This window comes from Pedobacter sp. Hv1 (genome assembly GCF_001412215.1).
Lineage (GTDB): Bacteria > Bacteroidota > Bacteroidia > Sphingobacteriales > Sphingobacteriaceae > Pedobacter.
In genome coordinates, this window is record NZ_LLWP01000012.1 from 219,348 (window position 1) to 234,058 (window position 14,711).

The window sequence follows — 14,711 nt, forward strand, 5'->3', positions numbered from 1 at the left end:
CTATATAAATTTGAAACAATAAGAAACCGAAGGTAAAAACTGGAATAAACTTGTTTTTACAGCTTCTGTTTTTGAAGAATCTTGTTCTGATTCACGGAATGTAATGGAATAGGCATTTTTTCTGCCATAAGCATTGTACAAGCTAAGGTTCAATTCTGAACTAAACGTTTTTTTCTTTTTTAACTGGAGTGTAGCGCTAATATCTAAACGATGATAATTTGGCATACGGTCTGCATTACGATTGCTATAATAATAGAAAGATTGTCCATCCAGTTTATATTTTCCAGTTGGGGCGGTAATGGCATCACCAGTATAATATACCCAAACAGCAGAAAGGCTCAGTTTTTTACTAATGTCGTATACCCCCACAATAGAAACATCATGCGTACGGTCTTGTCTAACATTATACCAATTGTCGTCATTGATACCATTAATCTGTCTTTCAGACTTAGCTAAAGTGTAACTGATCCAGCCCGTAAATGCGCCAGCTTTTTTCTTTAAAGAAATTTCTAAACCATAAGCCCTGCCTTTACCATATAACAATTGAGTTTCAATGGCGTCTGCATTAAATAGATCGGCACCGTCTCTGTAATCGATCTGGTTTTGCATTACTTTATAATAGCTTTCAACCGTAAGATCTAAACTGCTAGATAAATTTCTAAAGTAACCTAACGAAATTTGATCGGCAATTTCTGGTTTGATCATATTGCTGCTTGGCATCCATTTATCTGTAGGTCTGCTAGAAGTTGAGTTAGAGATCATATGCATGTTTTGCACATTTCGCTCATATGATCCTTTGATTGAACTTTGAGGGTTTAATAGATAACTGAAAGCTAACCTAGGTTCAAGATTGAGATATGTTTTTACCACCTGTCCTTTTTGAAAATTTTTGACATCCGTTATATTTCCTTCTTCATCTACTGTTAGCGAATTACCACTACCTAGAATGCTAAAACCAGATAAGCGTAAGCCTAGAGATATATTTAAATTATCGGTAGCTTGGATGTTGTTTGCAGCGTAGATGGCATTTTCTGAAGCATATTTTTGTTGATAATCAACAGGGTTATAATTAGATGTGCCAGTAATGTCAAGCTGACCCGGTGTAACCGTATGATAAACAGATTTAAAACCAAATTTGATGCTGTTCTTGGCATTCAGCAACCAAAGAAAATCTTGCTTGAGCGATAGGTCTCTGATTTGTGTATTGAACCCTAAATGGTTTGTTGTAGTGTTTAATTCGATATTGTTTTTATAATTGTTAAATGAGCCAGTAGTAGTTGAGGTAAAACGATCTGAGAAACGATGTTTAAGCTGCATGCTTGCCACTGTATTGCCCCAAGAAACATTAAAAACATCTGATAAACCCAACTTGTCACTTCCAGAATAGGCGGCTATGATCAACTTGTTATTGGGATTTAATTGAAAATCAAGTTTAGCATTCAGGTCGTAAAAGTATAAGGCATTTTTACTGATTGATTTATCTGGTGAAAACTTTAATAAAGCATCGATATAAGTTCTTCTGCCCGAGATTAAAAAAGAAGACTTTTCTTTTTGGATAGGTCCCTGTAGTGTAAGTTTAGAAGAAACCAGACCAATATCGCCAGCTGCTGTTAATTTTGATACATTACCCTGATTCATTTTCACGTCTAGTACAGAAGATAGATAGCCACCATATTGTGCAGGCATGCCCGATTTGTAAACCGTAATATCTTTTACAGCATCAGAGTTAAAGGTAGAGAAGAACCCCATCAAATGTGATGCATTATAGATGGGCACCTCGTCCATTAAGATCAGGTTTTGGTCTGAACCACCCCCACGAACATACAGGCCATTACCTGCTTCGCCAGCAGAGTTGATGCCAGGTAAAAGCTGAATTGCTTTAAAAATGTCGTGCTCGCCAAACATTGAAGGTAATTTCTTCACGGTTTGCATATTAAGGCGTTCAATCCCAATCTCGGTATTTGCAACATCTCTTTTTTGTTGATCTGTTGAAACAACAATCTCATTAAGATGATTTGGATTTTCTTCTAAGTTAAAATCAATGGTCTGATCTGCAGTTACTTTTACTACTTTGTCTAACGTTTTCATGCCTACGGCACTAATGCTAAAAGTATAAGATCCTGCTTTTAGCTTTAAGTTATAAAACCCTAAAGAGTCGGCTATAATGCTTTGCTTCAATTCAACAATGGTAATGTTGGCATCATTAACAGCTATCGCTGTTTTTGTGGTTCTAATGTTACCAGATACATGATATAATTGCTGAGCGCTAACATTTAAACAAAATAAGAGGAGTGCGAGCAGGGTGAGTTTAAAAGGTGCAAATATCATAATTAAGGGAATTAGGTTATGGTGACATAGACAACCTATATGCCATTGCCAACGCTGAGTGGCAGATCAGAAACCATAGCTTTGTCAATTAGTACTTAAACATACATTTTAAAGTAAAAATAATTACAATAAGGAGAATAAATTAATCTTTAGTTAATTTTTAAATGGGGAATATTGGGGAATTTTTACCAGAATGGTTTTTTCCTTTGTTTGTTTTAGGGTAAAATTGGGGAATCTCTATTTTACGAGCTAAGGTGTTGAACAAAAAATAGTTAGATGAGAGGAGGTTGCTGTCTTTTTAGACAATATTGTTAAGGTTTATCACCTTTTTATATTCATTCCAATTCAACAAGCTTGATAGCGTCTTTTCTTTTGAAAGACCATGAGATGCAGGTATGAAAAGCAAAAAAGATAAGGATCAATAGCAAGGGAAGTAAGCTACTAGATTTTAGCTCATCAAAATGCCATTTACCCTTATCTTAGTATCAACTTTTTTAGAGTAAAGCCTCGCAAGAGAACCCATATTGGCCTAATGCATTTTTAATAAAGATTTGATTGTTTTCTTCGCCCTCAATTCTTAAAATCTTATCACAATCGTCTAAATCGAAATTGATCAGGTGATTGGGAAAATATTCATTTAATAGACTGACGATCTTTGCCGCATCTTCTTTTCTTCTTACGGTTGTTTTAAAAACATCTACCTCAATTTGGGTAGTTTTTTTAGATAAAGTTGCAATCATGACAATAATTTTAAACGTGATTGGATGGGTTTATTTTTGTGATGATTCAAAAGTAAGGTTTAGGTAATCGGAGATTTTGGAATTTATACCAAAGTGCCTAAGTTTTATATTAAAATGCCAAATAGCTATAGCAATCTTATTTTGAAGATGTTCAGAAAAACTAATTCTGGGCCATCAATCCTTTAGAAGCCAGATAGAGAAGAGATGTAGGTTATCGGGCAGATTCGTTACTACTATAAAGTTAAATCGCTAGATTTTTGGATTTTCGTATAATTTAGAACCACTTTGATATAAAACAAAAGGGTGTTGAACTAACATTGTTTATTTTTACAAAAATTAATAGATTATAGTGAATCAAGCAACTGTTTTTAATGATGCCTCTTGTAGGGTAGAACTGCTGGTAAGTAAGCGATTTCGCATTCACAGGCATATTGGGCTATGGGTAATTATGATCCTGGTATTCTGTTCGGCTAACGATAGCCCGTTTGATACCCAGCCTTATAGTGTCCATTTTAAAATAGGTTATTCGCTGTTGTTGATCTTGTTTTCTTACATCAACATGTACTGGCTGGTACCCAGATACCTACTGAAGAACCATTTTCCGCAATACCTTTGTGGCATTTCGTGTTTTGTAATCATTTCTGTTATTGTCATCATCATCTTTGGTAATTTTCTAGAAGAATACAGCACCACCTTAAATGGAGGAAATATCAAGTTTATTCCCAAGCCCCTTCCCTCTACCATCATTGCCTTGGTGTTTATCGCAGCTTCAACAGCCATCAAACTTTTTCAACGTTGGATAGAAGATTCAAAGCGGATTAGTGAACTGACCAAAATGAGTATGCAATCTGAGTTAGAACAGCTGAAAACACAGATCAACCCACATTTCTTGTTTAACATGTTAAACAATGCCAATGTGCTTACCCAAAAAGATCCTGCAAAAGCATCGCAGGTTTTAATGACGCTGAGCGATCTGTTGCGCTACCAACTGTATGATAGTGCCCAACAAACAGTGCTACTTACCTCTGATATCCATTTTTTAAACGATTTTTTAAATTTAGAGAAGATCCGCAGAGATCAGTTTGATTTCATGGTCTCAAAAGAAGGCCCGATCAGTGGGATACAAATTCCACCATTTTTGTTTATTACCTTTGTAGAGAATGCCATTAAACATAGTTTGGATATGGAACATGCCTCATTTGTTAATCTTTTTTTCGAAGTAAGGAATAAACAGTTAAACTTTGTGTGCATCAATTCTAAACCGGCACAAACCTACCAAAAAAGTGAAGTTGGAGGCCTTGGGCTGATCAATGTTAAAAGAAGGTTAGATTTGCTTTTTGAAGATAAATACGATCTTAAAATAGACGAAAATAACGAATTGTATACGGTAAGTTTATCCATTGAATTATGAACTGTATAGTTGTAGATGATGAACCATTGGCCAGAGAAGCCGTTAAGCTATTGATTGCAAAAACAGAGGGCCTTGATTTTTTGGCAGAGTTTAACAATGCAGAGGCAGCAGCAAAATATTTACTGAACCATGCTGTAGCTATTGTGTTTTTAGATATCCAGATGCCCGGAACTGATGGTTTAACCTTTGCCCGCTCTATCCCCCTACAAACCCAGGTTATTTTTACAACGGCTTACAGCCAGTATGCCTTAGATAGTTATGAAATTGATGCTTTAGATTACCTGCTTAAGCCCATTAAACCAGAACGTTTTCAGAAAGCAGTAGACAAGGCATTGACCTATCAAAAACTTTTCGATGCTAAAAATGAGATTGCCGATGTGAACGCTATCGATAGTGAATATTGTTTTATAAAGGCAGAAAGAAGGGTTTTTAAAGTTGCTTTTAAGGATGTTCTTTTTATAGAAGGGCTGAAAGATTATGTGATCTTGCATACCATTGATCAAAAGATCATCACTGCCATGAATATCAAAACCATCCACCATCAACTGCCGGCTCCAACTTTTATCAGAACCAGTAAGTCCTATATCATTAATAAACAAAAAATTACTTCTTTCGATAACAATACTGTTTATATCGACCAACATGAAATTCCGATAGGCAATGCATACCGGGCATTATTCTTTGAAGACTTTGTGAACAAAAAAATGTTGAGCAGGTAATCTTATCGTCAAAGTATCCTATAATTGTTAACCTCAACTGCTCTTTATTGTTAAAGCTAACACCTGTTCAATTAAAATCTTACTTTTGTACTTTAAGTTTTTAATAAGTGGGTAAAGATAAATTAAGGAAGTTTGCAGAGATAGATACCTTTCCAAACGTATACCAATTACATTTAGGGAAAGTAATGAAGGGAAAATGGGCGAGTGACCATTTTAAAAATAACCATCCTGTAGTATTAGAGTTAGCCTGTGGAAAAGGCGAATATGCCGTAAATTTGGCCAAACTTTTCCCAGAAAAGAATTTTGTTGGGGTAGACCTCAAAGGAAATCGCATTTGGCGTGGCGCAAGAACAGGTGTTGATGAAGGTATCCAAAACCTGGCCTTTTTGCGTATCCAGATCGAAGATATTTTGGAATATTTTGCACCAGGAGAAATTGATGAGATCTGGATCACTTTTGCAGACCCACAACCTCAAGAAAGCAGAGAGAAGAAACGTTTAACCTTTCCGGGTTTTTTAGATAAATATAAAATCTTGTTAACACCTGGAGGTAAGGTAAATTTAAAAACGGACAACGACGGCTTATATGCTTATACCTGTGAAAAAGTGGCAGAACTGAAACTTGTTACGCATAAAAATACGGATCATTTATATCGATCTGAGTTTGCTGATGAAGTTTTGTCGATCAAAACACATTACGAAAGAATATACTTAAAACACGATAAAAACATCAATTATATCCAATTTTCATTTAGCTAATGGAAACATCATTTTATGATCAGGTTTTTGAAATTGCTAGGCTAATTCCCAAGGGGAGGGTAACCTCTTATGGAGCAATTGCCAAAGCATTAGGTGCTGGAGGCTCGGCCCGAATGGTTGGTTATGCCATGAGCAATGCTGGTATTGCCCAGCCCAAAGTACCTGCGCATAGAGTGGTAAACAGTAGCGGACTTTTAACCGGAAAATTTCATTTTTCGCCACCAGAATTAATGGAAGAGTTATTAGCGCAAGAAGGCATTAAAGTAGAAAAGGATAAAATTAAAGATTTTAAAAAGATATTTTGGGATCCACTATTGGAGCTCTAATTCAATTCTCAATTTAAACAATCACGCCATACCCCATGGGAAAATTAGTAGAAGAATTTAACAGCTATCGTACAAAAATGAACGATAGGATTATGGAAACCTCCAATACAAATATCAAAAGGTTTTTTGCTTTAGATACCACCACTTATGCAGACGGTGCTTTAGATGTAAAAACCAAAGAGATGTTGGGTTTGGTAGCTTCTATGGTGCTGCGTTGCGACGATTGTATCAAATATCATTTGGAAAAATGCCACAATGAGGGCGTAAACCAGGCAGAAATTAACGAAGTATTCATGATCGCCAATCTAGTTGGCGGTTCTATCGTTATCCCACATTATAGAAGAGCGGTAGAGTATTGGGATGAGTTGAGTAAATAAAATTATTTACCAACATGTTTCGTGTCGACACGAAATATGTTAAATTTATCAATATGGATTCGACAAAACGTTGCAGATGGTGTGGCACTGACCCACTTTACATGAAATATCATGATGAAGAATGGGGTAAACCCGTTTACGACGACCAGGTGTTGTTCGAGTTTCTGATTTTGGAAGGTGCACAGGCAGGTTTAAGCTGGATTACCATTTTACGTAGGAGAGAAGGCTATAGAAAGGCTTTTGCTGGTTTCGATGTCAAAAAGGTGGCTGCCTTTACCGCTGCAGATGTAGAGCGATTAATGCAGGATGAGGGTATTATTCGCAATCGTTTAAAAGTGCTGTCTGCGATTAACAATGCAAAACTATTCATCAATATACAAGAAGAGTTTGGTTCATTTGCCAACTTTATATGGGCCTACCTGCCAGATGGCCAACCAATTGTAAATGACTTTAAACATGGGGGCGTTCCGGCAAGAACCGAAATTTCTGATGCCATTGCCAAAGACATGAAAAAAAGAGGTTTTAAGTTTTTTGGCACCACTATTTGTTATGCCCATATGCAGGCCACAGGAATGGTAAACGACCACGAAATTGGATGTGTCGCAAGATAATAGGGTTAGTTTTTCTATTTTAAATTCTTGTTGATCAGTTCCCTAATTTCACTTCCTTCGGGGCCTGGTGCTTCTTGATGCAATAACTTCCCTTCTTGATCAAACAACAGATACCTTGGAATATCTTTTAATGCAATCTGATTTAAAAAGCTAGATTGGGCCATGTTTAATATTTGATAGGAATAAGGGTAATCGTTAATTTTTTCGGTAGCAGTAGCCTGTTTCCATTGATTGGTATCCTTATCAATAGATAAATAAACGAAGACAATTTTTTTGTCTTTAAATTCATTTAACAATTGCCTTGATGAAGGCATGGCTGCCCTGCAGGGTGCACACCAGCTTGCCCAAAAATCGACATAAATCAACTTTCCCTTTTCCTTTTTAAGCAATTCGTTAAACGAGACAATTGTTCGGTCAATATCAATCAATTTGAGATCGTCTTTGATCACTTTATATTTATCGATATCAAAAAGGTATTTTTTTTCTAAGACCATATTGAGTTGAGCATCTTTATATTCGGCCTTAAACGCATTATAGATTTGCGCTAGTACCAAAAAAGATTCTCCTTCTACCATGTTTTCAATACTGATGAAACGGGCATATTTAGCCAGTTCTTTGCTTAGGTACTTTGGAGCATTGGCATAAGCCTCCTTGTAATCAATATATAGCTTAGACTTAGAATAATCAGGTTTTTTTTGGATCAAGGCTAGGCTTAAGTAAGAGCTTAATATTGATTTGCCAAAAGGATTTTGAATTAAGGTATTGTTAATGAAAAATGTACTGTTTAACCGCGTTTTGATACTTTGGTTTTGAGATAAATTATAAATCATTAGTAATCTGAAATATAATTCTTTAGTTGCCTTGTTTCGTTCTAGTGCATAAAGTTCATTTGTGGAAGCTTGGCCAAGACTGTTCAAGAAATTGATTTTAGCCTGATATTGGCGCATAATGGAGTTTACCAATAATTGGAGTGCTGCCGGATTGGTTTTAAAAGCTTCTCTATTTACTTTTAAAGGGAAAGAAGAAAATTTTTGATAATCATTACTATAAAGCAAGGGTTTACGGAGCGGGTTTGCTGCATAGAAAAGTTTGGTTAAAGAATCCACCCTTTTGTTTAACCACAATACCGAATCTCTTTGAGCATACGCTGAACCCGCCTTCGCCAATTGTTTAATGTTTTGATCGTTTGAAATCAGCTTGGATTCGATCTGATCACTTTTAGCAACTAGCTTTAAGGTATCGCCTACAGCTACTAATAGGGTATCGCCAAAGGTGTTTTTATGACTAAAATAAACATAGTCGTACCTACTTATTTTTAGATGAAGTGTGTCTACTTTTTTATAGGCAATTTTTTGAAAATCGTTTAGTTTCGCAAAGCCTGGTGTACTAGAAACCGAAATGGGGTTGTCGGTCTCATTGTAAATGCAAACAGTCAGGTTTTGATGATCGTCAACTTTTAAAGACGAATTATTTAACCCAAGTAAAATAATGGTGCAAAAAGTAAATAGAATGACTTTCATAGAGTTAACTTAATTTTCAATAGGAAATATGAAAACTAAGTTAATGAATAAAATACAAAAACAACTAATAAATTAGTTTATTTGTGTCCAACATTATAAGATTTGATGTAGGCCGTTAGATTTTTAATGTCAAAACTATCAGTAGCATTGATACTTTCTGCTAAATCTTCATCATTATTCAGTTTTTGAAGCAACAGCTTTTTAACTTCGGCAGTTTTGCCTGCCTCTAAAGAAACCTCTTGCATAGGGCCGGTTCCGGGTTTTTCTAAAAAGTAGCTTACTTTCCCTCTAGGTGCATTGTTTACCGGTTCTTCATTTCTTCTGCCACCCCCGCCAATGCTAATGCCGCCACCCAAGCCTCCACCAAATCCGCCAGTACCTACACCAACGCCAAATGAAGGTCTAACTTTTACCCTGGGCTGTGCCACCTGTTCGGTAGCCGCTGTTTCTCCGTAAGCATACAAATTAACTGCTCCAGTTTCTATTACCTTAAAGAATCGATATTCCATTTTTTTCTTTACTACTATAGGCTTGCTAGCATAAGTTTCACCATTCCAAACAAAAGACTGGATATCTTTTGCCTGATATTGCACAATGGTCTGATCTTCTTGTACCAATGCTACTGAGCTGAAATTGGTGCCTTTAATTACTCCTCGAATAAAATTTCCTTCGCTAATTAAAATAGCATCTTGTGCGTTTGCCGAAGTAAAGCTGAAAAACAGCACCACTACGAATAAATTAATCCACTTCATATGGTAGTAAATAACGTAAAATGTGTTAAGATTGTTGTAAATCTAACCATAATGAAACAATCACTGCTAGAATTTTGGCATTTTTTACAATCGCCTAAATTATTAAAGATCAATAAGGACAAAAAAATGTTAAAAAGAGATTTTTTGACACTTTTTCTCTTAAACGTATTATTTGCCATTGTTTTAATGTTGGTTTATGAGCTTTTTTTGAAACTCAAGCTGATTAAAGAATATGATAGTTGGGATGTATTCAAAGAACTTGGAATTTTTTGGGGGCTATTAACCGGAGTGCTTTTTGCCCCATTACTGGAAGAATATTTGTTTCGCTGGCACTTGAGAAAACGATCCGTCAGCATTTATTTTTGGTTTTTGTCAATTGCAGTAATTGTAATGTCAAATATAGAAGATATACGTTTAAATGTATTGATCTTTACAATAGGATTGGGCGTAGCTGTTTTTAGTCAAGCCATGTTAAAAAAACAAGGTCAAACCAAACAAGCTATCTTTTGGCATACATTTTACCCCTTTCTTTTTTATTTTTCTGCTTTGGTGTTTGGTTTTGTGCACATGAGCAATATTAAAGGATTAACCCTAGAGGATCCATCATTCCTGTTTTATATTTCTTCTCAAATAGTTGGTGGTTTAACGATGGGCTATTTGCGCGTTAAATATGGATTGATATACAGTATTTTGTTCCATGCCTGTTTCAATGGATTTGCCTTGGGGCTCGCACTACTTTTCATATAAATATTGGTGTATAATTTCTTTAAACTATTAACTTTACAAGTTCACGTAGCAGATGTAGTCTTTATCGCTACATTGGCTTTTAAATCTATGTAGTTGTTGATGAAACCATCATGAACATACTGCTTAAAAACAAACGATATATAAATGAAAAAACTCTTTCTTTTAGATGGGATGGCGCTAATTTATAGAGCGCATTTTGCATTGAGTAAAAATCCTCGTTTTACCTCTAGTGGAGTAAATACTTCGGCAGTAATGGGCTTTGCAAATACATTGATGGAGGTGCTGAAGAAGGAGAAACCTAGTCACATCGCAGTAGTTTTTGATACGGCAGCTCCAACCGAGAGGCATACAGACTACGAGGCCTATAAAGCACACCGTGAAGCTATGCCGGAAGATTTGTCGAAAGCTTTACCTTACGTTTTTAAACTGATTGAAGGGTTCAATATTCCAGTAATTACATTAGATGGCTACGAAGCCGATGACATTATTGGTACCATGGCAAAAGAGGGAGAAAAAAAGGGGTTTACAGTTTTCTGCATGACACCCGATAAAGATTTTGCACAATTGGTGTCAGATAATATCTTCATTTATAAACCTGCCCGTATGGGTAACGAAATGGAAATTCTTGGTGTAAAAGAAGTATTGGCCAAATGGGAGATCGAGAATGTAGAGCAGGTGATTGATATTTTAGGCCTTTGGGGCGATGCAGTAGACAATATTCCGGGTATTCCAGGTATTGGAGAGAAAACAGCTAAACTGTTGATCAAACAATATGGCAGTATGGAGAACATCATTGCCAATAGCCACGAATTGAAAGGGAAACAAAGAGAAAACGTTGAAAATTTTGCACAACAAGGGCTGGTGTCAAAAAAATTGGCCACCATTATTTTAAATGTTCCAATAGAATTTAACGAAGAAAAACTATTGCTCGAAGAGCCAAGTAGAGAGTTGTTAGAGCCCTTATTTGCCGAATTAGAATTTAGAACAATCGGGCGTAGGGTTTTTGGAGAAGATTTTAGTGTAAACGAAGCCAAGAGTGCCGATCAACAAAAAGACTTATTTGGCAATGATGTTGCAGCAGCGAAGCCAAAAGATTTTTCGGCCCAGCCTTCTTTATTTGATACACCAATTGATGCAAAGAACATCAACAATACCCCTCACGAATATTTCTTGGTAGATACACCAGAAAAGCGAAAAGAGCTGATCGAAACCTTATTGAAACAACCAAGCATCTCGTTTGATAGTGAAACTACAGGTACTGACGCCAATCAGGCAGATTTGGTTGGTTTATCTTTTTCAATCAAGCCGGGCGAAGGTTATTATATCCCACTGCCAGAAGATAGAGCTGTTACTCAAGCTATTGTTGATGAGTTTAAAGTGGTACTTGAAAATGAAAATATTGTAAAAATTGGACAGAACATCAAGTATGATATGTTGGTGTTGAAATGGTACGATGTTCAGGTAAAGGGAAAACTGTTCGACACCATGTTGGCCCATTATTTAATAGACCCAGATACCCGCCATAACATGGATATCTTGTCTGAAAATTATTTAGGTTATACCCCAATTTCTATCACCACTTTAATTGGTGCAAAGGGAAAAGGTCAAGGTACCATGCGAGATGTACCTGTAGAAAATGTGGTAGATTATGCGGCAGAAGATGCAGATGTAACTTTACAGTTGTCCCATATTTTTGAGCCCTTGCTGAAAGAGAAAAATGCAGCTAAACTGGCAGAAGACATTGAAAATCCGTTGATCTATGTATTGGCAGACATTGAAAAAGAAGGTGTTAAAATAGATATCGACACACTGAATGCTTATTCATTAGAGTTGCAACAAGAAATTACAAAAGCAGAGCAAAGTGTATATGATAAAGCTGGATTAAAATTTAACCTAGCTTCACCAAAACAGTTGGGCGAAGTATTGTTTGACCATTTGAAGCTCGATCCAAAGGCTAAAAAAACAAAAACGGGGCAATACCAGACTGGGGAAGATGTGTTGACCTTATTGGCACACAAAAGTGATATCGTTCAGGACATATTAGACTTCCGCCAAATGCAAAAGTTAAAATCGACTTATGTAGATGCTTTGCCTTTATTGGTTAACCCAAAAACAGGGCGTGTCCATACCAGTTTTAATCAGGCGGTTGCCGCAACAGGTAGATTAAGCTCTAACAATCCCAATCTACAGAATATCCCAATTCGTACCGAAAGAGGTAGGGAAGTTAGAAAAGCATTTATTGCAAGAGATGAAGATCATATCCTATTGTCTGCCGATTATTCGCAGATCGAACTCCGCATTATTGCCGAAATAAGCAAGGAAGAAAATATGTTGGAAGCCTTTAACAAAGGGATCGATATCCACACGGCTACGGCTGCAAAAGTTTATGGGATCAGTATAGAAGAGGTTGACTCAACGCAACGTAGAAATGCAAAGGCTGTAAACTTTGGGATCATTTACGGGCAGTCGGCCTTTGGGCTTTCGCAGAACCTGAACATTCCACGTAAGGAAGCGGCAGAGATTATTGACCAGTATTTTATTCAATACCCAGGCATTAAGCGCTACATGAGTGATACCATGAATTTTGCACGTGAGAATGGATTTGTAGAAACGATTATGGGAAGAAGAAGGTATTTGCGAGATATCAACTCCGCTAATCAGACAGTAAGGGGCTATGCAGAACGAAATGCCATCAATGCGCCTATTCAGGGCTCTGCAGCCGACTTAATTAAGATTGCGATGATCAACATCCATAAAGACATGCAAGCTCAAAATTTGGGCTCTAAAATGACCATGCAGGTGCATGATGAGTTGGTGTTCGATGTGTTAAAAACAGAAGTGGAACAAATGAAGGCGATTATTACTCATCGAATGAAAACAGCCATCAAAACCCAAGTTCCAATAGAGATAGAAATTGGCGAGGGTGCAAATTGGTTAGCTGCACATTAAAATAAAAAGGTCGGTAATGCATACCGACCTTTTTATTTTAACCGAAATAGAGCTCAACTTAAATCGTTAAACCAGAAAAACTCCCCGAAAAAGGAATAAGATCACCCTGTGGTTTCAGGTTACCCGGTTTACCTTTAAACTTCTGTGCTTTCCCTGTAAAAGTTCCGGAGATTTTTCCTCCACTGTTGTTCAAGGTAATGGTGCCAGATTTCACCTCATAACTCACACCGTTTTCTAGGAAAAAAACAGTGTTTTCTTTTTTGTCTGTGGCAAATGGATAAGTGCCGCTTTCTTTTTTAGGCAATACAATGGCAAAGGTATTGCGGGCAGAGGCCAAGTCTGTAGAAATGATAAAAGCGCCTTTTGGATTTTGAATGAAAGATGATTTTTCGGTACAGGTTTTGCCCTCGATGGCCAACATGATTTTACCTTTTGGGTTTTGCATTTGTTTGATCATTTCCATGGCTTTAGCATTGTTGCTTTGTGCAAATGAGCCAACTGCTGTACAAATGATGGCTAATAATAAGAAGATTCTTTTCATTTGGTTTAATTTTAATTAGGTTCAATAATAATAGTGACAGTATATTTTTTGGTGTCTTTTGATTGCAAAATGCCCATGCATTTTCCACTGCCCATTCCGGTAATACACCCATCGGCAAAGCCAATATTTCCATTTACATCAGTCATTTTTCTAAAACAGGCATCCGCTGTTTTGGTTGTAGGTAGCGGTTTTTTAACGGGTTGTGTGGGTATGGAAAAGAACAATTCTTTATGGTAGAACAATACATTTGTTAAAGTAACTTCCTGATTGGCATGCGCCCGCATATCAAGATCAGGGAGTAGCATGGCGATACCTTTCGGAATTTTTTTAAGGCTGTATGTAAGGATGGTATCTCTCGTCGTTTTAGCAGGATCTACTTTTTCAGATAAAGAGAATCTTGTGATATAGAGATTATCTATATCTTTTGCGTTGCTCGATAGATATTGTTGAAAAGAGAGGGCGATATCTCTTCTCATGTCAAAAGTTTCTGGTAATTGCCATTGGTTAATTAGTGATTTGTTTTTTAATGAAATCTCTATTTTCGAAGCATCATCTACCAGTAAATATTGATCAGAATAGTTGAAGGCAAGTACCCAGGTATTGGCAGGAAGGAAAAAAGGCAGCTTTTGTCCGTATAATAAGTTGGTGCTTTTGGCCACATATACAAATTCATTTTTCCGGGTAATGCGTTCTCCATTTAGATACATTCGCTCCGAAAGGTTTTTAAACTTCTGATGGAAAACTTTAACGCTCAGATTTTGATTGTTGATGGGCTCCGAAAAACGGAATAGATACAGTTGCGTATTTTCCAAGCCATACTTTTTCCAGGTATTTGAAATTGTTTGCTGGGCTTGTGCCAAAGCAATATTTCCAAATAGAAATAAATAAAGTACCATGCTTTTCTTGCCAAAACTGAAAATCGTATCCATATC

14 protein-coding genes are annotated in these 14,711 nt (G+C 36.6%); 8 read left to right on the forward strand and 6 right to left on the reverse strand.

Going from position 1 to position 14,711, the window contains the following annotated elements; genetic code table 11:
- Complete coding sequence (locus AQF98_RS21150; protein ID WP_055133958.1) at nucleotides 1-2,328, reverse strand: TonB-dependent receptor domain-containing protein; 2,328 nt, start codon at nucleotides 2,326-2,328, stop codon at nucleotides 1-3.
- Between the two features lie 494 nt (nucleotides 2,329-2,822).
- Complete coding sequence (locus tag AQF98_RS21155; protein WP_055133959.1) at nucleotides 2,823-3,068, reverse strand: hypothetical protein; 246 nt, start codon at nucleotides 3,066-3,068, stop codon at nucleotides 2,823-2,825.
- 349 nt (nucleotides 3,069-3,417) lie between these two features.
- Between AQF98_RS21155 and AQF98_RS21160 the strand changes: the two genes are divergently transcribed.
- The 6 genes from AQF98_RS21160 to AQF98_RS21185 all read left to right on the forward strand — a co-directional run bounded on the left by AQF98_RS21160 (nucleotide 3,418) and on the right by AQF98_RS21185 (nucleotide 7,270).
- Nucleotides 3,418-4,479: a sensor histidine kinase gene (locus AQF98_RS21160; protein ID WP_055133960.1), complete on the forward strand. Its 1,062-nt coding sequence runs from the start codon at nucleotides 3,418-3,420 to the stop codon at nucleotides 4,477-4,479.
- Complete coding sequence (locus AQF98_RS21165) at nucleotides 4,476-5,198, forward strand: LytTR family DNA-binding domain-containing protein (RefSeq protein WP_055133961.1); 723 nt, start codon at nucleotides 4,476-4,478, stop codon at nucleotides 5,196-5,198. Before AQF98_RS21160 ends, AQF98_RS21165 begins: the two co-directional genes overlap by 4 nt.
- 107 nt (nucleotides 5,199-5,305) lie before the next feature.
- The gene (gene trmB, locus AQF98_RS21170) at nucleotides 5,306-5,956 is read left to right on the forward strand and encodes a tRNA (guanosine(46)-N7)-methyltransferase TrmB (RefSeq protein ID WP_055133962.1); all 651 of its coding nucleotides are present in this window, start codon (nucleotides 5,306-5,308) and stop codon (nucleotides 5,954-5,956) included.
- Entirely contained in the window at nucleotides 5,956-6,282 is a 327-nt protein-coding gene (locus AQF98_RS21175) for an MGMT family protein (protein ID WP_055133963.1), read from the forward strand. Before trmB ends, AQF98_RS21175 begins: the two co-directional genes overlap by 1 nt.
- A 35-nt stretch (nucleotides 6,283-6,317) precedes the next feature.
- A complete protein-coding gene (locus tag AQF98_RS21180) occupies nucleotides 6,318-6,659 on the forward strand; it encodes a carboxymuconolactone decarboxylase family protein (RefSeq protein ID WP_055133964.1) in 342 nt (113 codons plus the stop codon).
- Between the two features lie 53 nt (nucleotides 6,660-6,712).
- The gene (locus tag AQF98_RS21185) at nucleotides 6,713-7,270 is read left to right on the forward strand and encodes a DNA-3-methyladenine glycosylase I (protein WP_055133965.1); all 558 of its coding nucleotides are present in this window, start codon (nucleotides 6,713-6,715) and stop codon (nucleotides 7,268-7,270) included.
- 14 nt (nucleotides 7,271-7,284) lie between these two features.
- Here AQF98_RS21185 and AQF98_RS21190 read toward each other — a convergent pair whose 3' ends face one another.
- Entirely contained in the window at nucleotides 7,285-8,790 is a 1,506-nt protein-coding gene (locus AQF98_RS21190; RefSeq protein ID WP_055133966.1) for a TlpA disulfide reductase family protein, read from the reverse strand.
- Nucleotides 8,791-8,867: 77 nt separating this feature from the next.
- On the reverse strand, nucleotides 8,868-9,542 hold the full coding sequence (locus AQF98_RS21195; RefSeq protein ID WP_055133967.1) for a hypothetical protein: 675 nt from the start codon (nucleotides 9,540-9,542) through the stop codon (nucleotides 8,868-8,870).
- A 51-nt stretch (nucleotides 9,543-9,593) separates the two neighbouring features.
- Here AQF98_RS21195 and AQF98_RS21200 point away from each other — a divergent pair, with 51 nt between their 5' ends.
- Nucleotides 9,594-10,289: a type II CAAX prenyl endopeptidase Rce1 family protein gene (locus AQF98_RS21200; protein ID WP_161805897.1), complete on the forward strand. Its 696-nt coding sequence runs from the start codon at nucleotides 9,594-9,596 to the stop codon at nucleotides 10,287-10,289.
- Between the two features lie 144 nt (nucleotides 10,290-10,433).
- Complete coding sequence (gene polA / locus AQF98_RS21205; protein ID WP_055133969.1) at nucleotides 10,434-13,238, forward strand: DNA polymerase I; 2,805 nt, start codon at nucleotides 10,434-10,436, stop codon at nucleotides 13,236-13,238.
- Nucleotides 13,239-13,296: 58 nt separating this feature from the next.
- On the opposite strand, the gene AQF98_RS21210 is transcribed toward polA, so the two are convergent.
- Both AQF98_RS21210 and AQF98_RS21215 read right to left on the reverse strand, forming a co-directional pair.
- On the reverse strand, nucleotides 13,297-13,779 hold the full coding sequence (locus tag AQF98_RS21210; RefSeq protein WP_055133970.1) for a hypothetical protein: 483 nt from the start codon (nucleotides 13,777-13,779) through the stop codon (nucleotides 13,297-13,299).
- A gap of 11 nt (nucleotides 13,780-13,790) precedes the next feature.
- The gene (locus AQF98_RS21215) at nucleotides 13,791-14,708 is read right to left on the reverse strand and encodes a hypothetical protein (RefSeq protein ID WP_055133971.1); all 918 of its coding nucleotides are present in this window, start codon (nucleotides 14,706-14,708) and stop codon (nucleotides 13,791-13,793) included.
- Nucleotides 14,709-14,711: the final 3 nt, after the last annotated feature.